This is a genomic window from Thioalkalivibrio sp. ALJ24 (assembly GCF_000377785.1).
Taxonomy (GTDB): Bacteria; Pseudomonadota; Gammaproteobacteria; order Ectothiorhodospirales; family Ectothiorhodospiraceae; genus Thioalkalivibrio.
This window is the reverse complement of the sequence record NZ_KB898724.1, coordinates 16,388-31,269: the sequence shown is the minus strand read 5'-3', so window position 1 is coordinate 31,269 and position 14,882 is coordinate 16,388. Positions and strand designations below refer to the sequence as shown.

Below are 14,882 nucleotides of genomic sequence, written 5' to 3'. Positions count from 1 at the left end.
ACGGAACGGTAGGCGACAGGGCCGGAATCCCGCGGGCCGCCGTGGCGGGCACCGGGGAAAATCTTTAAGCTGCCGCCGGGCCCGCGTACTGTAGCGGGCCTGCGGCCGTTCATCCACAACGCCGCCACGCCACAATCTCACCGGGAGACCTGCTGTGCTCGACACCGGCTGGGCCGCCAGTGTTTTCGCCGTCCTCTCGCTCGCGATCGCCGTGGTGACCGCCGGCCATGCCCTGCTGCAGCGGCGCGATACCGGCATGCTGATCGCGTGGGTCGGGCTGATCTTCCTGCTGCCACTGGCCGGCTCCATCCTTTACTGGCTGTTCGGTGTCAACCGCATCCGGCGCCGCGCGCACGCCTTGCGCGAAGGCCACCTGCTGTCTCACCTGCAGCCGCGCGAGGGCGAACGGCCGCTGCCGCCGGGACGCTGGGCGCGTCTGGTGCACAGCGGCGACCGCTTGAGTCCGTTCCGCCTGACCGGCGGCAACGCGATGGAACCGCTGTTCGACGGCGACCATGCCTATGGGGCGATGCTGGAGGCGATCGACCAGGCGCAGTTTTCCATCACCCTGGCCACCTACATCTTCGACTACGACCCGCAGGGGCAGCGTTTCGTCCGCCACCTGAAGGCGGCCCGCGAGCGCGGGGTCGCGGTACGCGTGCTGGTGGACGGGATCGGCGTGCGTTACAGCCGGCGCAACACCGTGCGGCAACTGCGCCGTGCCGGCGTCGTTGCCGCCGAGTTCCTGCCGGTGCATCACATCCCGCGCAGATTCGCCGCATTCAACCTGCGCAACCACCGCAAGCTGCTGGTGGTCGATGGCCGCCGCGGCTTCACCGGGGGCATGAACATCCGTCGCGGACACAGCCCCAGCGATCCCGGGCGCCACCCGATCCAGGACCTGCATTTCACCGTGCGCGGGCCGGTTTGCCACCAGCTGCAGCGGGTGTTTGCCGAGGACTGGGAGTTCAGCACCGGGGAGCATCTGAAAGGCGAGACGTGGTTCCCGCCGCTGGGCATGGATGGCGGGGCCCTGCTGTGCCGCGGCCTGCCCGACGGCCCGGACGAGGATTTCGAGATCCTCAACTTCACCCTGCAGGCGGCGATCGCCGAGGCACGCGAACGCATCGTGATCGCCACGCCCTATTTCCTCCCCGACCATGCCCTGGTCGGCGCCCTCAAGGCTGCGGCACTGCGCGGGATCCGCGTGGACATCCTGCTGCCGGAACGCAACAACCTGCGGCTGGTACAGTGGGCCAGCCAGCCCGGGCAGGCAGAGCTGCTGGAACGCGGCTGCCGGCTGTGGCTGACCCCGCCGCCGTTCAACCATTCCAAGATCATGCTGGTCGACGGCGAATGGGTGCTCGCGGGCTCGGCCAACTGGGACCCGCGCAGCCTGCGCCTGAATTTCGAGTTCAACCTCGAGTGCTACGACCCCGGGCTGGGCGGACGCCTGACGCAGTGGGCCGACGACCTGCTGGAACAGTCGCGCGAGCTGACGCTCGCCGAGGTCTACCGCCGCCCGCTGCCGATCCGCCTGCGCGATGGCGCCGCGCGGCTGCTGACTCCCTACCTCTGAGCGCCACCCGGGCCCGCCTCGGCGGCCAGCACCAGGCCCTGCGCACTGCCTTTCTTGGCGACGTACATGGCATGGTCCGCCTGCTGCAGCAGATCCTCGGCCCGCTCGCCGTCGTCGGGAAAGATTGCCGCCCCCAGACTCAGACCCACGCGAACCGCATCCTGATTGATCTCCACCGGCTCGGCGAAGCGCTGCTGCAGCTTGTCTCCCACCACGCGTACGTCATCGGACCCGCCCACGGCCTCCAGCAGCAGGACGAACTCGTCGCCACCCACACGGGCGACTACGTCGCTCTCGCGCACGCCGCTGCGCAGGCGCGCGGCGACGGTCACCAGCACCACGTCACCGGCATCATGGCCGAGCCGGTCGTTGACCGGCTTGAAGCCGTCGAGGTCACACACCAGCAGTGCCACCCGGGTGCCGTTGCGCCGCGCGCGGCTCAGCGCCTGACGCAGGTGTTCCTGCAGCAGGCTGCGATTCGGCAGCCCGGTCAGCGAATCGTGATGGGCCTGATGCCACAGGCGTTCCTCGGACTGTTTGTCCCGGGTGATGTCCCGCACCATGCCCAGCATGCGCTGCGGTCGTCCGTCGGCATCGCGTGCGATCTCGCCCTCCACCCGCACGTGCCGCAGACCGCCATCGGGCAGCACCACCCGATGCTCCAGATGATAATGGCTGCCCTCCGCCAGGGCGTCGTTGATGCCCCGCCGGACCCGCGCACGGTCGTCCGGATGAATCGCGTGCATGTAGGCCTCGAAGCCGGCGCCGTCCCGCTGCGGATCGAGCCCGAGCAGCTGATAGACATTGGTCGACCAGTCGAGCTGCTCGCCGCGGATACCCCAGTCCCAGTACCCCACACCCGCGATGCGCTGGGCCTCCTCCAGGCGCGCCGAGGCCTCCTCCAGCTCCGCGGTACGCCGCGCCACCGCGGCTTCCAGCCCGGCCTGGGTCTCGCGCAGGCTCGCCTCGGCGCGCCGCCGCTGGGTCAGTTCTTCGCGCAGCGCGGCATGGTCGCTACGGATACGCCCGCGCACCTGAAAGCCGATCCCGGCGATCAGCAGCATCGCCAGCCCGGAGGCCGCCACCATCACCCGCTGGGTATCCTCATGCTGACGCACCATCGAACGGATATCCGCGGCGTTCTGCCGTTCCAGCGCGTCGAGCAGGCGCTCGATCTGTTCCAGGGTTCGCTCCTGCGCGGGCATGATGCGGGAATAGAGGGTGGGCAGGGCCTCGTCACGACCGCCGGCCAGGGCCAGATCGATCATCTCGCCCATCATCGGAGCCCCCACCGAGGTCTTCTCCCGCAGCCCGTCCAGCAGTTCCGCATGGCGGGGGTCATCGACCGCCCGCGTCACCTCCTCGCGGGCCTCGAGAAACCGCCGCGCGAGAGAACGGAACTCCTGGTGGTACTGGTCCTGCTGCGCCGGGTCGTCGGCGCTGATCACCAGGGTCGCGCGCAGGGTGCGCTCGCGCACCAGCGCCCGCATGCGGTGGACACTGTCCACGCGCTGCACGTAATCGGCGGTCAGTGACTGGACCTCGTGCTGCAGCTGCTGGACGCGCAGCCAGCTGACCACCGCCACCGCGGCCACCAGCAGCAGGACCAGCAGGAAGGCGCCGGTCAGTTGCGAAGTCCGCATGGAACGCCGACGCGCGCCAGGCACTGCGCCGCTCATGTGCGCCCCGCCCGGTCCGATTGCCCCGGCCGATGGTCCATCCTGCCCTTGACCCGCAACGCCTCCCCCTGTCGAATGCCAGCGTCAACGACGCGATGCCGAAATTGCCGCGAGATGGCCCCGCACACAACCCCCCCGCCCGCGGATGCCGCAGAACGCCGCCGCCTGCAGCGCGTGTATGCCGCGGCGCGCTATTGCCTGTGGCTGCCGGAGACCTCCGGCGGCGCCCCGGACACACCGTTCGAACTGCGGATCGGGGATACCGGCACCGCACTGGCACGCCACCTGAACGCGCTCGGCCACACCCGCATCACCCTGATCACCGCGCACAACCCGTTCAGTCAGCCGTGTGATGCGGCGGAAAATGCCCGCCGCCAGCAGCAGCTGCGGGATGCGATTGCCCGGGCGGGCCTGCCGGCGTGGCCGGCCACCAGCCACGACCCGAACGGGGAATGGCCCGAGGAGCCGGGCTTCTGCGTGCCCGACCTGCCCCCGGCGATCCGCGACCGATGGCTGGAAGGCTTCGCCCAGAACGCCGTGGTCGAGTACCGGCCGCCTGCGGCAGCGGAACTGGTCTGGCATCCGCACCTGCGCCCCGGGTCGAGCGCCTGACCCGGGTTACAGCGGCAGCCGGCCGCCAGCCCCCACCGCCATGGTGACCAGACCGAGGACCGTGTTGATCCCCACGAACAGGCGGATCTGACCGACCCGGCGCAGGCCCTCGGCGACGTCGCCCGCCTCCGCGGCCTGCTTCAGCCGGCGATAGGGGGCGAAAAAGATGTGCGCGAACAGCAGCATCATGATGATCCCCAGCAGGAGCATGGTGTGCACGCTGGGGTGCACTCCGCCCATGCCGCCCAGCACGCCGAAGATCAGATAGAAGCCGGTCACCAGCAGTACCGCGACGGCCGCCCACACCCAGGGGAAGAACCGCCCCAGCACGGCCGGCCACAGACGCAGACGCGTCGCGTCATCCAGTTGTTCGTTGGCCGCCGGACGCAGGATCGCCCACGCGAAGAACATGCCGCCAACCCAGATCACCGCGGCCAGAACGTGCAGTACGTTGGCCAGTGCATATCCCGTCATCATCATCTCCCCGATTGGTCGTTACGCGAGTGGCACGCAGTGTAGTCGCTTGCACGGCCCCGTGCCGAATGGCCACCCCCGCTGATCCTTCTTGCACCACGGCCGCGCCCGCTCAACGATGGATTCATGATCACCGACATCCTCCAGGCCGCTCTGCAGCTCGCCCTCGCCGCCGCCCCCTGGCTGCTGGCGGGGCTGGCGGTTGCGGGGGCGGTTCATGCGCTGCTGCCGCAGCAGCGGCTGCAGGCCTGGCTGGGGGGCTCGTCGGCGGGGGCCACGGCCCGCGGTGCCGTCGCCGGCGCCCCGCTGCCGCTGTGTTCCTGCGGAGCCATCCCCGCGGCCATGGCCCTGCATCGCGGGGGTGCCGGACGTGGCCCCGCCACCGCGTTTCTGATCGGCAGCCCCGGCATCGGCATCGATTCGCTGGCGATCAGCTATGTCCTGCTGGGCCCGTTGATGGCCCTGGTGCGCGGCCTGGGGGCCGTGGTCACGGCCCTCGCCACCGGCCTGCTGGTGGGCGCCGCCCGATCGCCTCGGGCACCCGCGGCGGCGGACCCCGGCGCGGAAGCGCCCCGCGCCCGATGCTGCGAGGATTCCTGCTCCGGCGAGCCGGCGCCGGCCCCCTCGCCGCAAACATTCCGGACCCGACTGCGGGACGGGCTTGCCTACGCCTTTGGCGACATCCTCGACGACATCCGCCTGTGGCTGGTGCTGGGGCTGCTGGTCGCCGGCATCCTGCTGGTGGCACTGCCCCCCGATACCCTGGCTGCCTGGGGCAGCGGCCCCGCGATCATGCTGCTGATGGCCCTGGTGGGCATCCCGATGTACCTGTGCGCAACCGCGGCCACCCCGATCGCCGCGGGACTGCTGGCCGCCGGGGTCTCGCCCGGGACCGTGCTGGTGTTCCTGCTGGCGGCGCCGATCACCAGCCTCGCGACCCTGGGCGTCTATCGCCGGGAGATGGGCAATACCGCCCTGGTACGATACCTGCTCGGCATCGTGGCATCGACCATCGTCCTCGGCTTGTCCCTGGATCTCGCCCTGGGTTACACCGGCTTTGATCCCGTAACGGGAGTCGAAGCGACCACCGAATGGCTCCCGCACTGGCTGGAATGGGCGGCCCTGATCGCCCTGGTCCTGGCCGCCACCCACCCCCTGCGCGTACTGCGGCGCCTGCGCGCGGCGCGGTCCGCATGACCCGGAGGCTGCGATGTCCACACGTTCCATCGGACTCGACGACGAACTGTACCCCTACCTGCTCGACGTCTCCCTGCGCGAATCGCCGCTGCTGGCCGAACTGCGCGCGGAGACCGCCCGCCTGCCCGAGGCACGCATGCAGATCGCCCCGGAGCAGGGGCAGTTCATGGCCATGCTCGCCCGGCTGGCCGGTGCGCGACGTTATCTGGAGATCGGCACCTTTACCGGCTACAGCACCCTCGCCATCGCGCAGGCGCTGCCATCCGACGGACGCATCGTCGCCTGCGACCTGAGCCGCGAATGGACCGACATCGCGCGTCGTTACTGGCGCCGCGCCGGTGTCGAGGAGCGCGTAGACCTGCGTCTCGGGCCGGCCTCGGAGACCCTGCAGGCGCTGCGCGACGATGCCGCGACCGAGCCTTTCGACCTCGCGTTCATCGACGCGGACAAGACCGGCTACGCGGCATACTACGAACACTGCCTCGAGCTGCTGGCCCCCGGGGGACTGGTGATGATCGACAACACCCTGTGGCACGGCTCGGTGGCGGACCGCAGTGACCAGCGCGAGGACACCGTGGCCATTCGCGAGTTCAACCGGAAACTCTACCGCGACGATCGCGTGGAGCTGTCCCTGGTCCCGATCGGCGACGGCCTGACCCTGGCCCGCAAGCATATCGCGTGACCGCCCGGGGGGCGCGGGGTAAACTGTTAACCATGCACGGTATCCCGCCCCCTGTCGCATCGCCGGCATGAGCCTGCGCAGCCGTTTCCTGATCCTGACCGGCGCCCTGGTGCTGATCGGTCTGGCCGGGGTGTGGTTCGCCTTCGAGCGCATCGCCGAGGGCATCGTCGAGCAGTGGGGGCGGCAGGTCGCGGAGATCCAGGTGCGCTACGACAGCGCCCGCCTGCAGCAGCCACTGGAACGCGAGATCGCCCTGTCACGCCAGCTTGCGGACTCCACCGCCATCCGCCGCTTCGCCCGTGATCCGGATAACGACCTGCACGAGGCCGCCGCCATCGCGGAGATGGAAAGCTTTCGCAACAACTTCCGCGACCGCAATTATTTCGTCGCCCTGGCCGACAACGGGGCGTACTACCACAACAACGCCGAAGACGAATACGCCGACGAACCGCTGCGCTACCACCTGGACCCGGACGACCCGGATGATGCCTGGTTCTTCCGCCTGATCGAGGAGGGGCGCGATTTCCACCTCAACGTCAATCCGGACACCGAGCTGGGCGTGACCAAGCTGTGGATCGACGTCCTGATCCGCGACCGCGACGGCACGATCCTTGGGATGACCGGAACCGGCCTGGAACTGGACGAGATCCTGCGGGAAATCGTCGACATCGACCAGCCCGGCATCACCACCCTGTTCGCCGATTTCAGCGGGGCCATTCAGCTCTACCGCGATCCCGAGTTCATCGAATTCGGCAGCGTGGTCCAGCCGGAAGGCCGCAAGAGCACCGTGGACCGTCTGGTCGACCGTTCCCGCGACCGCCAGCGGCTGGAGACGATGATGGAAGAGCTGCGCGACCTGGACGACCCGGAGGGCGAGGTTCGCACCGATTTCGTCCAGGTCGATGGCCAGCGCCAGCTGGCCGGGGTCGCGCATCTGCCGGCGCTGGGCTGGTACGAGGTCACCCTGATGGACCTCGACGAGGTCATGCCCGTGCGGCATTTCACCCCGGTGCTGGTGGTGTTCGCCTTCACCCTGATCCTCGCGCTGCTGCTGGTGCACCTGGCCCTGCAGCGTCTGATCTTCCGCCCGCTGGCCTCGCTGGAGAATGCCATGGCGCGCATCCAGGCCGGTGACCTGCGACCGGTGGACCTGCCGCAGGGGCGCGGCGAGATCGGGAACCTGATCCGCCACTATCACGCAATGGCCGATGCCATTCGTAACCAGACCCGCAACCTCGAAACCAAGGTGCGCGAGCGTACCGATGCGCTGCACCGCCTGGCACGCAAGGATCCGCTGACCGGCCTGGTGAACCGGCGCGGCATGGACGAGCTGCTGGACGACCATTACCAGCAGGCTCTGCATTCCGGCGAGCCGTTCGGAGTGATCTACCTCGATCTCGACCATTTCAAGCCGCTCAACGACACTCACGGGCATGCCACTGGCGACGTCACCCTGACCCGGGTCGCCGAGCGGCTGCGCGAGATCCGTGGTCCCGAAGACCGCGTGGCCCGCTGGGGCGGCGACGAGTTCCTGATCCTGCTCCATCCCTGTGACCAGGAACGTCTGTCGCAGATCGGGCAGGCCGCAGTGGAGACCGCTGCCCGGGTCGAAACGCCGGAAGACACGCCGGTGACCTTCAGCGCCGGAGGCCACCTCGCACAACCCGGCCAGCCGGTCGGCGAGATCCTCGAACGGGCCGACCGCGCCCTCTATGCCGCCAAGGCCTCGGGGCGCAACCGCTTCGAGGCCGTCTGACTCAGGATTTGCGCCGAGGGCGGGTGTACCAGAACCAGCTCAGACGCCGCGAACGCAGGCTCCAGGGCAACAGCAGCACCTGAAGCACCACCAGCACGTGACGCACGGGGGGGAACCATTCCTCCTTGCGCCCCGAGGTCAGCACCGGTGCCTGCAGGATCTCGAAGCGCTGCCCGCGCGCCCGGCACCGGCGTTTCAGCACCCGTGACAGGAACACCTCCTCGCCCGCGTAGACCGCCTCGCTGAAGCCACCCGACGCCGTGAACGCCTCGCGGGTGCAGAACACGTAGCAGCCCGCCGCGAGCCCCAGGCGCGCGGCGAGGGCATTCCATGCGGCCGCCCCCCAGCGATAGATGCGGTGGTCGAGATGATCGAAGGCCACCCGGGCCCCACCACCGCACACCGTTTCGCTGTCGAGCGCGTCCAGCGTGGCCTGCAGCAGTTCGGCATCGGGCCAGGTATCGGCATCGACGAACACCAGGTAGTCGCCGCGCGCCGCCGCGGCTCCTGCATTGCGCGCCCGGCTGATCCGACGTTCGGGCTCGTACACCACCCGGCAGCCCGCGCGCTGCGCGATCTCCGGGGTGGCATCCGTAGAGGCATTGTCGACCACGATGATCTCGCTGTCCCGTTCGACACCGGCCAGCGCCCCCTGGACCGCGGCCAGGGTCCGTGGCAGCCACTCGGCCTCGTTCCATGCGGGGATGATCACGGACAGGCCCGGAGCGCCGCGGACAAAAGCGTCGAATTTCACGGATTCACCTCCTCGTGGCCTGACGCCCCTTCCTCGGGAAACTCCATCGGGCCGCACTCGTCTACCATGGTGGACAGTTCGAAGCATCCGGAGAATCCATGATGAACCGCAATCCTGCCGCACAACTGCTTGTGTCGGCCATTCTCGGCCTGCTGGTCGCGCTGCCGCTGGCTACCACGGCCCTGGCCGACGAAGACAGCGTCGCCGAGACCACCAGCGAAACCATGGAGGCCCTGCGCGAGGACTGGCAGCAGCGCCGCGAACAGCTGCAGCGCGATGCCGAGGAAGGCGACGAGACCGCGCGCGAACGCACCCGGGACACCCTGGACGCGATGGATGACACCCTGCAGCGCCTGCACCGGGAGGCCGACGAGGCCCGGGAAGATCTGGCCGACGACGCCCGTGAGCGGCGCGATCGGGCCCTGGAGGCGCTGGATGACGAACGTGACGCCCTCGCCGCCTGGTACGACGAGATGGAACTGCGCAGCGGACGCGCCGGCGGCTCGATCCGCGACGGCTCGCGCAAGGCCTGGGAAGGGGTGCGGGACGGCTCGCGCGACGCCTGGGGCAGCGTACGCGAAGGTTCCCGCGAGGCCTGGGATGGCGTGCGCGACGGGTCGCAGGACGCCTGGGGCCGCATCCGCGACGGCTCCCGCGACGCCTGGGGTGGGGTCCGTGATGCCTTCGGCGGGGACGACGAACCGGACGACGCGCCGGAAGACGGGCCGGACAGCGGGGGATCCGAATGACCGCGCCCCTGCGCACCTCGCTGCGGCTGGGCCCGCTGCTGGTCCTGCCCCTGCTGCTGGCCGGGTGTGACGGCGGGTTCTGGTCGAGCGAACCGGAGCACCGCGAACGCACCGACAACCCCGAAATCCTCGCGCGCGGGGAAAACCTCTATCAGCAGTACTGCGTGGCCTGTCACGGCGAGAACCGCGAAGGCGCGGAGAACTGGCGACAGCCGGACGAGCAGGGCAACTGGCCCCCGCCGCCGCTCGACGGCTCGGCCCATACTTGGCACCACCCCTGGTGGCAGCTCAAGGACATGATCCGTTACGGCGGTCAGGCCCGCGGCGGCACCATGCCCTCGTTCGAGGAACAGATCGACGAGGAAGACGCCGAGGCGATCATCTACTGGCTGCAGTCACACTGGCCCGACGAGGTCTACGAGGCCTGGCTGGAATACGACCGCAACACCCCCACGCCCGAGGACTGGGAAGAGGCCACCGGCGAGGAGTGGGTCACCCACGCCCATTGATTGGCCATTGATCGGCCCACTGATCCGGCCGCGGCCGGATCAGGTCCCGGCCCCGGCCCAGCCCATGCGCCGGAACACCAGCTTCTCGCCTTCCACGATCAGGAACACCGCCAGCCCGAACATCAGGATACGCGCCCAGTCACCGGCATCGATCGCGGTGGTGCCGAACAGGGTGTTCATCACCGGCACGTAGGTGAAGGTCAGCTGCAGCACGACCAGCACGCCGATGGCGATCCACATCGCCCGCGAGCGGAACAGTTCGCCACCCACCAGCACCGGCTGATGGATCAGCCGCAGGTTCAGCAGGTAGAAGGCCTGACCGGCCACCAGGGTGTTGATGGCCACGGTGCGGGCCAGATCATCGGCCACCCCCAGCACCTCCTCCATGTACACGAAGTGGCCAAAGGTCCCCAGCCACAACAGGATGGCCACGAACGGGATGCGCCACAGCAAAAAGCCCGACAGCAGCGGGGTGTCGGGCGCACGCGGCGGACGGCCCATCACCCCCGGCTCGGTGCGCTCGAAGGCCAGCGCCATCGCCAGGGTCACCGAGGTCACCATGTTGACCCACAGCACCTGCACCGGGGTCAGGGGCAGGGCCAGGCCCATCAGGATCGCCATCATGATGGTCAGTGACTGCCCGGCATTGGTGGGCAGCATGTGCAGGATGGCCTTGCGGATGTTGTCGTAGACGGTACGCCCTTCCTCCACCGCATGCGCGATGGAGGCGAAGTTGTCGTCCGCCAGCACCATCTCCGAGGCCTCCTTGGCCGCCTCGGTCCCCTTGTGCCCCATGGCCACGCCGACATCCGCGCGCTTGAGGGCCGGCGCGTCGTTCACCCCGTCCCCGGTCATGGACACGATGCGGCCGTTACCCTGCAGGGCCTTGACCAGCCGCAGCTTGTGCTCCGGCGTGGTGCGCGCGAACACATCGGTGTCTTCCACCGCGCGCGCCAGTTCGTCGTCATCCATGGCCTCCAGCTGCTGCCCGGTCAGGGTGCCGCCCTCGCCGCGCAGGCCCAGCTGTTCGCCGATCGCCCGCGCGGTGGCCGCGTGGTCGCCGGTGATCATCTTGACCCGGATCCCGGCCCGCTGGCACTCGGCCACCGCGGCGATCGCCTCGTCGCGGGGCGGATCAATGATCCCCACCAGCGCCAGCAGGACGAAACCGCCCTGTTCCACGTCACCATAGGTCAGCTCGCGCTGCTCGGCGGTGGTGGCGCGCCGGGCGATGGCCAGCAGGCGCTGACCGCGTGCGGCGATCGCATCCATCGCCGCATGCCACTCATCCGCGCGCAGCGGCTCGCGACCGTCGGCGGTGGCCTGGTGCTCGCACAGCTCCAGCACCCGCTCCGGCGCCCCCTTCAGATAGATCCGCCCGTGGCCGTCGTGATCGTGATGCAGGGTCGCCATGTAACGGTGATCCGATTCGAACGGGATCACGTCGGTGCGCGGCAGGCCCTCGTGTTCCCGCCGGGAGCTCAACCCGCCCTTGAACGCCGCGGTCACCAGCGCCCCCTCGGTCGGGTCGCCCTGCATCACCCACTGGCCGTCCTTCTCGAAGACCTCCGCGTCGTTGCACAGCAAGCCGGCGCGCAGGACCTCTTCCAGACATGGGGCATCCGTCGGCTCCACCTCTACCCCGTCACGGGTGAAATCGCCGTGCGGCGCATAACCGACCCCGCTGACCCCGTATTCGCCGGCGCCGGTCAGAAGGGCCTGCACGGTCATTTCGTTGCGGGTCAGGGTCCCGGTCTTGTCGGAGCAGATCGCCGATACCGAACCCAGGGTCTCCACCGCCGGCAGCTTGCGGATGATCGCATTGCGCCGCGCCATCTTCTGCACCCCGATGGCCAGGGCGATGGTCAGGATCGCCGGCAGGCCCTCGGGGATGGTGGACACCGCCAGACTGGCGGCCGCCAGGAACATCTCGTCCAGCGGGTAATCGCGCACCCAGAAGCCGAAGGCGAAGGTCGCCGCCGAGATCACGATGATGACGCCGGCCAGCCAGCGGCCGAACTGCGCGACCTGGCGCACCAGCGGCGTCTCGAGGCTCTCCACCTCGCCCAGCATGGTGGAGATGCGCCCGATCTCGGTGTCGCCGCCGGTGGCGACCACCACCCCGGTGCCGCGGCCGAAGGACACCAGCGTCCCCGAGAACGCCATGCCGCTGCGATCGCCGAGATCGGCGCCCGCATCGACCGTTGCGGTGTTCTTCTCCACCGCCACCGACTCGCCGGTCAGCACCGCCTCCTCGATCTGCAGGTTGCGGGTCTCCAGCAGGCGGATGTCGGCCGGCACGCGGTCCCCGGCCTGGAGATAGACGATGTCCCCGGGCACCAGGCTGTCGGCCGGGACCTCTCGGCGCTCGCCGCCGCGCAGCGCGACCGCCTGCGGCGAGAGCATCTTGCGGATCGCGTCCAGGGCCTTTTCCGCCTTGCCCTCCTGGACGAAGCCGATCAGCGTGTTGATCAGGACCACGGCGAGGATCACCCCGGTATCCACCCAGTGACCCAGCAGGGCGGTGCCGATCGCGGCCACCACCAGGATGTAGATCAGGATGTTGTGGAAGTGGCGCAGGAAGCGCCGCAGTACCCCGGCCTTCTCCGGCGGCTTCAGGGCATTCGGTCCGAAACGCTCCAGCCGGGCCTGCGCCTCCTCGATACTCAACCCCTCGCGCGCGGCATCGTGACGGCGCAGGGCCTCATCCGGATCCAGCGCATGCCACGGCGGCCCCTCGCCACCCTCTTCCTCGGCGTGCGGGTAAGCTTCGGGGCGGGGATCATTCATCGGCGGACTCCGGCCGGGTGGATGGGGCGGATTTCAATGCTGTCGGAGTTTGCACGGCGTCACAAGTCCGTGTGGACGGCGACGGACACAAAAAAGGCCGCCCCGATGACGGGACGGCCTCCAGCGGGGTCCTGCCAGGCGGTGGCCCTCAGAAGTTGAAGCCCACCTTCGCCATCACCCGCGTGTTGTCCATGTCTTCGCGCGTGCCGTCGAACCGGTCACTCTCAGTGATCTGGTAACGCGCCTCCATGCCGACGAACATGGTGTCGTCGATGTCGTACTGCACCGAGCCGCCGAACTGCCCGGCCCACAGGCCGTTGCGGTCACCGTCCAGCTTCGCGCTCACGTAGCCCAGCCCCGGACCGAACCCCATGGTCAGGTCGTCCGCGACCTCGAACTCCCAGTGGGTGTTCAGCTCGGCACCCGTCATCTCCAGCGGGCCGTCATCGAACTCGGTCACGCTCAGACGATGGCGGAGCACCCCGTTGTCGGGCTGGAACAGCAGGCAGTCGGCGCCGATCTCGATACCGTACGCGCTGTTATCCGGCAGGTCGGATTCGGCGGTCCAGACCCCGCCACCCAGAATCGCAAAGCTGGGGTTCAGGCCCATGCCGTCAGCACTGGCGGAACCGGCGGCCAGCAGGGGGGCGACGGCAACGCCGATCAGCATCTTGCGCATCTTCATAAGGACTCCATGAGCGTCAAATGATATTGGGAGTTTAACTTACCACCTTTTTCCGGGGAACCAGGCCCGAACGCTACCGAGCCCCGCACGGAATCATCCCGGACCCTCATGCATCGACGGGATACCGATCGGAAACCCCGCGGGGGTCCATGCCACGGGTCATGAATTTCGTCAGGAACCCTAGACGTCTACAATACTCCAACGGGCATCCGGGAACTTTTGGAAACACCCCGGATGTCGCACGAAAAAAATCACGACCAAAATGCAAGTACGGAGGTTTTCCATGTCCGACAAGCACAACGCCGATCGCCGTGCCTTCCTGCGCCGCGCTTCCGCCGCGGTGGCCGCCATTCCGGTGGTGAGCCTGGTGGGTACGCAGTCCCTGCACGCCGCGGACGAGAAGGCCGAAGACGGTCACGCGCACGACTACGTGAACGATTCCGCCGACGCCGCGGACCATCCGCAGTACGAAGACGGCGCGCGCTGCGACAACTGCGCGTTCTGGGATGCAAATGTCGACGCCCCCGACGGCTACGGCGGCTGCTTCCATCAGGCGTTCCAGAACGTCCTGGTCGCCGAAGGCGGCTGGTGCGACGCCCACGTGCGCGGCTGATCCGCGTACCTGCTCGTCCCCCGCCGGTCACGTGCCGGCGGGGTCCTCCATCCGCTGGACGGGTTCCTCGTCCATCCCTGTCTCCCCGGCATCGCGATAGACCACCCGCCGGTTTCCGATCTCGAACACCCCCTGCGCCTGCGGTACATCCGCCGACCGCATGGCCTCGTCCACCCGCTCGAACAGACGCTGCAGGGCCAGCGCCACCGCCGCGCGGGACCGCGTCTCCAGTCCGTAACCTTCCCAGCACGCGCACGCCGCCTCCATGCGCACATACCCGGCCCGCACGAAACCGGACACCAGCAGCGCCCGTAACGCACCCCGGCCGAACTGCTGCCCGAGCCGGCGCAGGTGCAGCGGATGAGGAGGCACGTCCGGGGCAGGCCGCAGGGCCTCCGGCAGCAGGGCCGGCCAGTCGTCCGCGACCGGACGTCCGGGCAGCAGATCCTCGTCGATCATCTGGCGATAGTCCTCCACCGGGTCCGAGCCCGTGCGCAGCGCCAGCTGCATCAGCGCCCCCGCCTCGTCGAGATAGCCCGAAAGCGCGAAGCCGCACAGATGGTGATCCACGATGTCATGCACGAAGACCGAAGTGGGGATGCGTTCGCCGGTAAACGGCGTCGCGGCGATCACATCCTCGCCCAGCCCGGGAAGGGCCAGCTTCCACCCACGGGCGCCAAAACCATCGTCCCAGGTCCGGCCATAACGCACCGGCACCTGCACCGACCGCGCAGACCCCTGGCCCGAACCGCCCGCTGCAAAGCCATCTGCTTCGTTCATGTCGGGGTTCTCCTTGTGTTTAC

At 68.9% G+C, this 14,882-nt stretch carries 14 protein-coding genes; 8 read left to right on the top strand and 6 right to left on the bottom strand.

Going from position 1 to position 14,882, the window contains the following annotated elements:
- Positions 1-154: 154 nt before the first annotated feature.
- On the top strand, positions 155-1,579 hold the full coding sequence (gene cls / locus D571_RS0100150) for a cardiolipin synthase (RefSeq protein ID WP_018934653.1): 1,425 nt from the start codon (positions 155-157) through the stop codon (positions 1,577-1,579).
- Here cls and D571_RS0100145 read toward each other — a convergent pair.
- Complete coding sequence (locus tag D571_RS0100145) at positions 1,570-3,222, bottom strand: diguanylate cyclase domain-containing protein (protein ID WP_018934652.1); 1,653 nt, start codon at positions 3,220-3,222, stop codon at positions 1,570-1,572. The two genes, cls and D571_RS0100145, sit on opposite strands and share 10 nt — an antisense overlap.
- Positions 3,223-3,372: 150 nt before the next feature.
- On the opposite strand from D571_RS0100145, the gene D571_RS0100140 reads away from it, so the two are divergent.
- A complete protein-coding gene (locus tag D571_RS0100140; RefSeq protein ID WP_018934651.1) occupies positions 3,373-3,870 on the top strand; it encodes a DUF3293 domain-containing protein in 498 nt (165 codons plus the stop codon).
- Between the two features lie 6 nt (positions 3,871-3,876).
- Here the strand turns inward: D571_RS0100140 and D571_RS0100135 are convergent, their stop codons facing one another.
- Positions 3,877-4,344, bottom strand: coding sequence for a CopD family protein (locus D571_RS0100135; protein WP_026287445.1), 468 nt, complete (start codon positions 4,342-4,344; stop codon positions 3,877-3,879).
- A gap of 126 nt (positions 4,345-4,470) precedes the next feature.
- Between D571_RS0100135 and D571_RS0100130 the strand changes: the two genes are divergently transcribed.
- From D571_RS0100130 to D571_RS0100120, 3 genes are all read left to right on the top strand, one after another.
- Positions 4,471-5,541: an SO_0444 family Cu/Zn efflux transporter gene (locus D571_RS0100130; RefSeq protein ID WP_018934649.1), complete on the top strand. Its 1,071-nt coding sequence runs from the start codon at positions 4,471-4,473 to the stop codon at positions 5,539-5,541.
- Positions 5,542-5,554: 13 nt separating this feature from the next.
- A complete protein-coding gene (locus tag D571_RS0100125; protein ID WP_018934648.1) occupies positions 5,555-6,223 on the top strand; it encodes a class I SAM-dependent methyltransferase in 669 nt (222 codons plus the stop codon).
- A gap of 67 nt (positions 6,224-6,290) precedes the next feature.
- Positions 6,291-7,979 (top strand): diguanylate cyclase domain-containing protein, encoded by a 1,689-nt coding sequence (locus tag D571_RS0100120; RefSeq protein ID WP_018934647.1) that lies wholly within the window; start codon positions 6,291-6,293, stop codon positions 7,977-7,979.
- 1 nt (position 7,980) lies between these two features.
- Here D571_RS0100120 and D571_RS0100115 read toward each other — a convergent pair whose 3' ends face one another.
- The gene (locus D571_RS0100115; protein ID WP_018934646.1) at positions 7,981-8,733 is read right to left on the bottom strand and encodes a glycosyltransferase; all 753 of its coding nucleotides are present in this window, start codon (positions 8,731-8,733) and stop codon (positions 7,981-7,983) included.
- 101 nt (positions 8,734-8,834) lie between these two features.
- Between D571_RS0100115 and D571_RS0100110 the strand changes: the two genes are divergently transcribed.
- Both D571_RS0100110 and D571_RS0100105 read left to right on the top strand, forming a co-directional pair.
- Positions 8,835-9,482, top strand: a complete 648-nt coding sequence (locus D571_RS0100110) for a hypothetical protein (protein ID WP_051076144.1) — start codon at positions 8,835-8,837, stop codon at positions 9,480-9,482.
- Positions 9,479-9,991: a cytochrome c gene (locus D571_RS0100105; protein WP_018934644.1), complete on the top strand. Its 513-nt coding sequence runs from the start codon at positions 9,479-9,481 to the stop codon at positions 9,989-9,991. The genes D571_RS0100110 and D571_RS0100105 overlap by 4 nt, the downstream gene beginning before the upstream one ends.
- Before the next feature lie 39 nt (positions 9,992-10,030).
- On the opposite strand, the gene D571_RS0100100 is transcribed toward D571_RS0100105, so the two are convergent.
- Entirely contained in the window at positions 10,031-12,781 is a 2,751-nt protein-coding gene (locus tag D571_RS0100100; protein ID WP_018934643.1) for a cation-transporting P-type ATPase, read from the bottom strand.
- 148 nt (positions 12,782-12,929) lie between these two features.
- Positions 12,930-13,466 (bottom strand): hypothetical protein, encoded by a 537-nt coding sequence (locus D571_RS0100095; protein WP_018934642.1) that lies wholly within the window; start codon positions 13,464-13,466, stop codon positions 12,930-12,932.
- Positions 13,467-13,749: 283 nt separating this feature from the next.
- Between D571_RS0100095 and D571_RS0100090 the strand changes: the two genes are divergently transcribed.
- On the top strand, positions 13,750-14,079 hold the full coding sequence (locus tag D571_RS0100090) for a high-potential iron-sulfur protein (RefSeq protein ID WP_018934641.1): 330 nt from the start codon (positions 13,750-13,752) through the stop codon (positions 14,077-14,079).
- A gap of 27 nt (positions 14,080-14,106) precedes the next feature.
- Here the strand turns inward: D571_RS0100090 and D571_RS0100085 are convergent, their stop codons facing one another.
- Complete coding sequence (locus D571_RS0100085; protein WP_018934640.1) at positions 14,107-14,859, bottom strand: hypothetical protein; 753 nt, start codon at positions 14,857-14,859, stop codon at positions 14,107-14,109.
- Positions 14,860-14,882: the final 23 nt, after the last annotated feature.